The sequence below is a fragment of the Propionispora hippei DSM 15287 genome (assembly GCF_900141835.1).
Taxonomy (GTDB): domain Bacteria; phylum Bacillota; class Negativicutes; order Propionisporales; family Propionisporaceae; genus Propionispora; species Propionispora hippei.
The window spans coordinates 23968-30488 of the sequence record NZ_FQZD01000043.1 but is presented as its reverse complement, the minus strand read 5'-3'; the positions used below and the strand labels follow the sequence as shown (position 1 = coordinate 30488).

At 51.6% G+C, this 6521-nt stretch carries 6 protein-coding genes; 1 reads left to right on the top strand and 5 read right to left on the bottom strand.

Annotated elements, in window-relative coordinates; genetic code table 11:
• The 5 genes from F3H20_RS17185 to F3H20_RS17165 all read right to left on the bottom strand — a co-directional run.
• A partial coding sequence (locus tag F3H20_RS17185) for an inverse autotransporter beta domain-containing protein (protein WP_188128389.1) occupies nt 1–472 on the bottom strand: 472 nt, incomplete at its 3' end.
• Nucleotides 473–949: 477 nt separating this feature from the next.
• Nucleotides 950–1051 carry a helix-turn-helix domain-containing protein gene (locus tag F3H20_RS20485; RefSeq protein ID WP_149736093.1) on the bottom strand — a complete coding sequence of 34 codons (102 nt, stop codon included), beginning with the start codon at nt 1049–1051 and terminating at the stop codon, nt 950–952.
• Nucleotides 1052–1168: 117 nt separating this feature from the next.
• Nucleotides 1169–2356 carry a M24 family metallopeptidase gene (locus tag F3H20_RS17175; protein WP_149736092.1) on the bottom strand — a complete coding sequence of 396 codons (1188 nt, stop codon included), beginning with the start codon at nt 2354–2356 and terminating at the stop codon, nt 1169–1171.
• Between the two features lie 240 nt (nt 2357–2596).
• On the bottom strand, nt 2597–3547 hold the full coding sequence (locus F3H20_RS17170) for a hypothetical protein (RefSeq protein WP_149736091.1): 951 nt from the start codon (nt 3545–3547) through the stop codon (nt 2597–2599).
• Nucleotides 3548–3606: 59 nt separating this feature from the next.
• Complete coding sequence (locus F3H20_RS17165; RefSeq protein ID WP_149736090.1) at nt 3607–4254, bottom strand: hypothetical protein; 648 nt, start codon at nt 4252–4254, stop codon at nt 3607–3609.
• 255 nt (nt 4255–4509) lie between these two features.
• On the opposite strand from F3H20_RS17165, the gene F3H20_RS17160 reads away from it, so the two are divergent.
• Complete coding sequence (locus F3H20_RS17160; RefSeq protein WP_188128388.1) at nt 4510–6492, top strand: tetratricopeptide repeat protein; 1983 nt, start codon at nt 4510–4512, stop codon at nt 6490–6492.
• Nucleotides 6493–6521 lie beyond the last annotated feature (29 nt).

Here is a 6521-nt window from a genome sequence, read left to right as displayed (position 1 = left end):
CCCGGTATTCCCCTAGCCCGTGGAAATATTCCGAGCCAAGTCCAATCCGGGACAGATTATTTTCAAAGGCATAGTCATAGAACGTATTGATCCCGACAATGCTGCTCTTGTCCGCCGACAGCTTGCGCCAGCCCAGGCCCAAATTGGCAGTCCCCTTGCTTTCGCTGTTATAGGCGTAGCGGCCCTGCCAAAACCGCAATTGCCCCTTCGAGTCCACCTTACCGAAAGGCTGAATGGTCTCAAACGAATAGATCGGCTTACCGTCCTGCGTAAACCAGAGACTCACATCACTGCTTTTCAGCCAGTCCGACTTGTCCTGCTCAGTTGATCGCACATAATAAAAGCTCTTGTCCAGCGTAAGCTCCGGTAATGTTCCGCTCCCTTCTTCGGCCTGGGAATAAGCCCCGCCAACCAATAATACCGCTGCCACCATACTGCCGACAGCTTTACAAAAATTTCTTTTCCTCCACACAATAACTCCTCCTGTTCCATATCGACAAGAATCCTCCTGTTAACCCTACCGACAGGGCTGATTTAAGACAGCTTAAAACTAAATTAAACCCGCTCCCTGACTGTGGCGACAACAAATCGATTCTACATTCTTAAATTGCAAGAATGATGCCAATCATGGAATGCTCTTAATTCGCCATTTTCCGCCTCTTTGCACGTGCGAAAATGCGATAATCGTGCGATTCAGATACAGCAACCGCACGATTATCGCATTTTTTGTTTTATTTCTTCATTGCAAGTAAAAACCAAAGAGACTGCTCTTGTCGGGCGACAGCTTACGTCAACCCAGCCAGTAGTGAAATTTATAATGTTTGCTATATTTATGTAGCAAACGTCGTAACAGCATATGACAATTCACCGTACTTCAAACCTTTTTATGTGCAAAGATACAAAAAAACGTGCGGTTTTGATACAACAAAACTGCACGCCTATCTCAAATTTATTTTATTTTTTCCAACAACCGGTAAAGCTTCCGACGGGAAATGCCCAGTTGGTGCGCCGCCAGTCTCTTATTGCCGCCAACACCCGCAAGCGGCGACAATGCTCAAACACCTGTACAGCTTGCCCGTATTCCGCTTCACTACCCTGCAAGACAATATTGCCACAGACGTTGGCAAGCTTACTTGCCTTTATCGTCAATAAGCTCTACAGCAATCATCTACGGCAAATAAGTAATCACTTCCGGTGTAATGCTCAAATACTCCGGTCCTGTTTCCGTCATGACAAAGCTGTTCTCGGTGCCGATAGCCCCTTCGGGGAATACAAATTTAGGTTCCAGAGCGAACGTCATGCCCGGCTGCAGCGGTGTCTTCATCCCTTTGGCAAAAATCGGCCATTCATCCAGCTCCAGACCGATACCATGGCCCAGGAACTTAACCTGGTGATCTTTATAGCCCATAAAATGATCCTTGTAGCCCATTTCCTCGGCCAGCTTAAGCGCTAAAAGATACGGTTCCTCCGCCAGAGTCCCCGGCTTTATGCTGGCCAGCACTGCTTTTTGAATGGCAAGTGCTGCCTCAAAGGCTTTTACCAGTTGCGGACTCAGTTCACCGATACAGAACACCCGCGACTGATCGCCCGTATAGCCCTCAATGAGCGAGGTATAGTCAATATACACCACTTCATTACGGCTGATCTTTTTCCAACCGGCTCCCTGGGGATGGGAAGGACACGCACCCGAGCCGCCCACCGGCCCGTCAAAAAAGCTGGGATCAAAGCCGCTGCTGCCGCTGCAGACATTGCCGTAAAAGAACTCCTGGTTAAACGACCTCATTTTGCAGCAGCCCGCGTAACCCCGTTGCCGCAATTCGGCCTCAAATAAAGCCGCCGCTTCCAATTCGGTCATACCTTCCTTTAAGAAGGACGGTACGGCCTGAAATGCCTTGTCCACCACCTGCAGAGCCTGCCGGAGAAGGCCAATCTCATGAGGCGTCTTAATGGCGCGGATTTCCTTAATGAGCGGTGAAACATCGCTAAGCTCCGCCGGGGAAAACAGCTTTCTGTAGGTCTGGTAAAGATTAAAGGGCAGTACATCCAGCTCCATGCCGACGCGCTTAACGTCCCGGTAACCAAACGAAGCAAGAATATCCGGCATTTCTTTCGGACTTCTGATGGGCACGATGTTCGTCAGCGGCGATTCCGTCCGCCCCCGGCTGACACTGCGTCTGACCATAAGTACCGGCTCACCGCCGGCTGGGATATATAAAAACGAGTTTTGCACCGTACCGGTAAAGTAATACAGATCAGCGTTTAACAGGAGCAGTGCGCCATCCAGCTCCTGAGCAACCAGCTTCGCCTGAAACTTCTTAATTCTTCTTTCTATTTCTGCCGCCGGCGTATAGTTCATTTCTTATCATCCTCTCTCACTGCACCAAATCTTTGTTTTTCTATTGTCTTTTACCAGTATTGTATCATCAGTCCGGCTGTTGAGCAAACAGGCTTAGCTTTATAGGTCACGCAAAAAAGACTTACTATCCTGTCAGCAGGATAGTAAGTCTTTACGATAATGAGTCAGTGATTACTTGGCACTGCGCGGCCTGAAGGATTTTTTTCCGCCAGCATCGGCAGGCTCATTGAATCAGGTCTCCTAAAACTTTTTCCCAGGTTGTTTTACCAAAATGACCGATTCCTGATCGGCTTTGGGCGAATCGGTGATAGTGTACTGTACGGTATTATCGGCTCTCACGTATAGCTGAACCATATAAGTTTTGCCTTTCTCCTTGTCTTTGGCCTTGAAGGAAAAATACTGATTGCTCTTGGCGGTCTCATAGGCCTGTTCAAAAGTCAGCAAGCCCGGGCCGCTGGACGAAATCTTTCCCTTGATTGTCTTTTTCCCGATTTCATCAATAGTGAAGTGAATTGTTCCCTTGCTTCCTTCATAAGACCAAGCATCACCGGCTGCTACGGCAATATCGGTCACCGGAGCCGTTTGAACAAACACAGCCTTACCAGGCTGTGCGGCCGCCCCCTCTTTGCTGACGGCAGGTAACTGCTCAGGCTTCACCTGCAAGTCCACATTAACCGGAACAAACACCGTTAATTTGGTACCGGCGGCAATCTTTTGATTGCTGCCCGAGAATAAGCCGGATATGACGGCACCGGCAATGGAGTTATTATAATTTATTTCCACAGGATGATCGCCACCCATTTTAGAAACATCCATCGTCAAAGGAATTTCTATCCCGCTTGCGGTATTTACATCGGTCGCATCCAACTGAATAGAACCACCCTTGCCGAACAGCCCCGCCTTCTTGGCGGTTTTAACATAGCCTTCACCGGTGGTTCCCTTGGCAATGACGATGGCGTCGCCTACGGTGACATCCTCCAGCACTTTAAAGTTAATCTTATCGCCGACCTTATTCTTGCCCGAACTGACCTCCGTTAACAGCTCGCAGGGAATCATCGTTCCCCTGGGAACATAGGCATGGCCGGGTAAAACTTCGGCAACACCGGCATTGGCCGGCTCCTGGGCCGGATTGGCACTCACCACCGAAACCGCCAGCATCATAAGCAAAACGAATATGAACATCTTTTTCATCTGTACCTTCTCCTTTTCTAAATAAACATAATCTTACTATTAAAAGGGCTGATAATGTACTAGCCAGCAAGCTCCGGCTTTACAGGTCCCGCCGCTTCCGGGGCCGGCGGCTTCGTTTGCTCCTGCAGTTGTTCCGGCGTGGCCTGCAGGTCGATCGCATAGGGCAACTCCAAAATCAATTTGGTACCGGCACCGATTTGCACCTCCAAACCGCTCGCAATACCGCTCATGACACCAACGGTTAAGGCTGGGGTAGCGCTGGATGCATCATCATACCAATCCAAATCCGCCGTGTGCCCGCCGTTAGCACTGTGCTGCCGCAGGATTACCGGGACTTGGATGCCGTTAACGGTCTTAATGCCGACGCCTTCCAATTCAATCACACCGCCCCGGCCAAACAAGCCGGCCCGCTTTACGGTTTTTACGACCCCCTCACCGGTCGTCCCCTGGGCAATAATCACAGTATCAGCAACAATCACATTCTGCAAAAGCTTAAATGAAAACTTATCTCCCGGCTTGCTGGTTCTTGAGTCCAACGTGTCCAACAATCGGGCTTGCAGCTTGATTCCTTTGGGCAGGTAGGCATGCCCCTCCGTAACCGTTCCCACCCCTGGCCCTCCCTCCGGGCCGGCCGGTTCGGCCAACACCGGGCTAACGGCCAGTAACAAAAATAAAACCCCACTTATAATTGCAACAATCCTTCGCAATCTGTTCCTCCTTCTTCGGTTTGATATCGTATAATATACCGGTTTTGCCGCACTTTCTGCCTACTTTGACAAATGTGCACCAAAACCGCCTGTACTATATTCTTTGTATTCCATTAAATCCCTTTATTGTATATCTTTTTTATGTCGCCTGTCGAATTGACGGTCTCTCTTTTCCAAATAAAATTCCAAGCTTCCCCCGATATGATAGATGCTAAACAGGTCGTATTATCTATATCTACAGAAAGAGGGAACACCATGCTGCCTGAAACCTACCTGAAAGCAGGAATCACTCTGGCCCTGGCTGGTAAGCAAAAAGAAGCCCGGCAGGCTTTTCAGGACCTGATTCACTTATATCCTGACCGTCCGGAAGGCCACTATAATCTGGGTCTGCTGGCTCAGCGGGAAACCCGGCTGGATGAGGCTGAAGCTCATCTGCGCCGGGCGCTTGCTCTCAAGCCCGATTATACCGAGGCCCTCTATGCGCTGGGATTACTGCTAAAAGACAGTCAACGACCGGAGTGCGCCGCCGCTGTCCTGTTCCTCGCTGCTAAACTAAACCCGGCCTCACCTTATACGTATTTCCAGCTCGGTCTCGTACTTCATACCCTCAACCACCTGGACGGCGCCAAAGCCTGCTTTACCATGGCTCTGGACCTGAAACCCGACTTTGCCGAAGCCTACAACAACCTGGCCTTGGTCGTGGCCGCAGCCGGTGAATTGCATCGGGCGCAGTTTTATCTGGATCAGGCGCTTGCCGTGCGCCCCAATTATACGGAGGCCTACAACAATCGCGGCATCCTTCTGTCACAGGCCCAGTTGCCGGAAGAGGCCGTCAGGGCTTTTCGGCAGGCGCTCCAACTGGAACCGGGCAACCCTGTCACCCACAATAATCTAGGGTTGACCTACCAGAAACTGCAACGTCTGCCGGAGGCCCTAAGCTCCTTCCAAACAGCGCTGGAGTTGCAGCCCCATTATGTCGAAGCTCACAATAACCTGGCCCTCATCCTGCATGAGCTGAACCGGCCGGTCGAGGCGATCACCCACTTGAACCGGGCCCTTGCATTAAAACCGGACTTTGCCCTGGCCGCAACCAATTTAGTTTCCGTCTTAAACAAATTAAACCGCTTCAGTGAAGCGGAAGCCTGCCTTCGCCAGGCCCTTACTTATCATCCCGGTAGGCCGGGTCTGCTGCGCCGGCTGGCTCTCATCCTCCGTAAACAGGAACGTTACACAGAAGCCGAAGACTACTATCAACAGGCGATTCAAAACGGGGCGCCGGCAAAAACGGCGGAAGCGGTTTTCGGTCTCGGCACCCTTTATTTGCTCCAGGGCCGCTACCGGCCCGGCTGGGATTATTACGAAAAACGTCTCATTGCCTTTAGCTATTCACAGCCCCCTCTGCCGTCCTGGCAGGGAGAGAATATTAGCGATCGCCGCCTGCTTTTATTCTTCGAGCAAGGCTTTGGCGACACTCTGCATTTTATCCGCTATGCCACACTGTTCACCAGCCTGGCAACCGCTGTCGGGGTGGTGGTTCAAAAGCCCCTGCTGCGGCTGCTCGCCCACTCCCTGGACTGTCCGGTCTATGCGGAGGGACAGGTTCCGCTGGAAGAGTACGATATTGCCTGCTCGCTCCACAGCCTGCCCTATCGGTTCGGCACGGAAGAAGCAAGTATTCCTACCGCCATCCCCTATCTCAAACCACCGGTCACACAAGTAACCAAATGGCGCAAGCGCCTTGCTGACCTGATGCCCGGCCGTCCCAGAATCGGCATTGTCTGGGCCGGCAATCCCAGACATGACAACGACCATAACCGTTCCATCCCGTTTTCGGTCTTCCGGACTTTACCGGAACGGCACCCACAAATTCACTGGATCAGCCTGCAGGCGGACGACCGGGCAGCGGATCTGACCGACGGCGATTCGGCTATTCTTAATGTCTCGGCAGAATTAAATGATTTTACCGAAACGGCCGGCTTGATCAGTCACCTTGATCTGGTCATCACCGTTGATTCTGCCGTAGCCCACCTGGCCGGCGCCTTGGGCAAACCGGTCTGGATTTTACTCCCCCTTGATCCCGACTGGCGTTGGCTGTTAACACGGCAGGACAGTCCCTGGTATCCGTCAGCCCGCCTCTTCCGGCAGTCCCAAACCGGCGGCTGGCAGGCAGTGCTGGAGCAGGTCACAGCGGCTTTGCTCGACGAAGCAGCAGCTTCCTCCACCAGAAAAAAGCCATAAAAAGACGCGACAGCTTCTCCCTCAGGAGA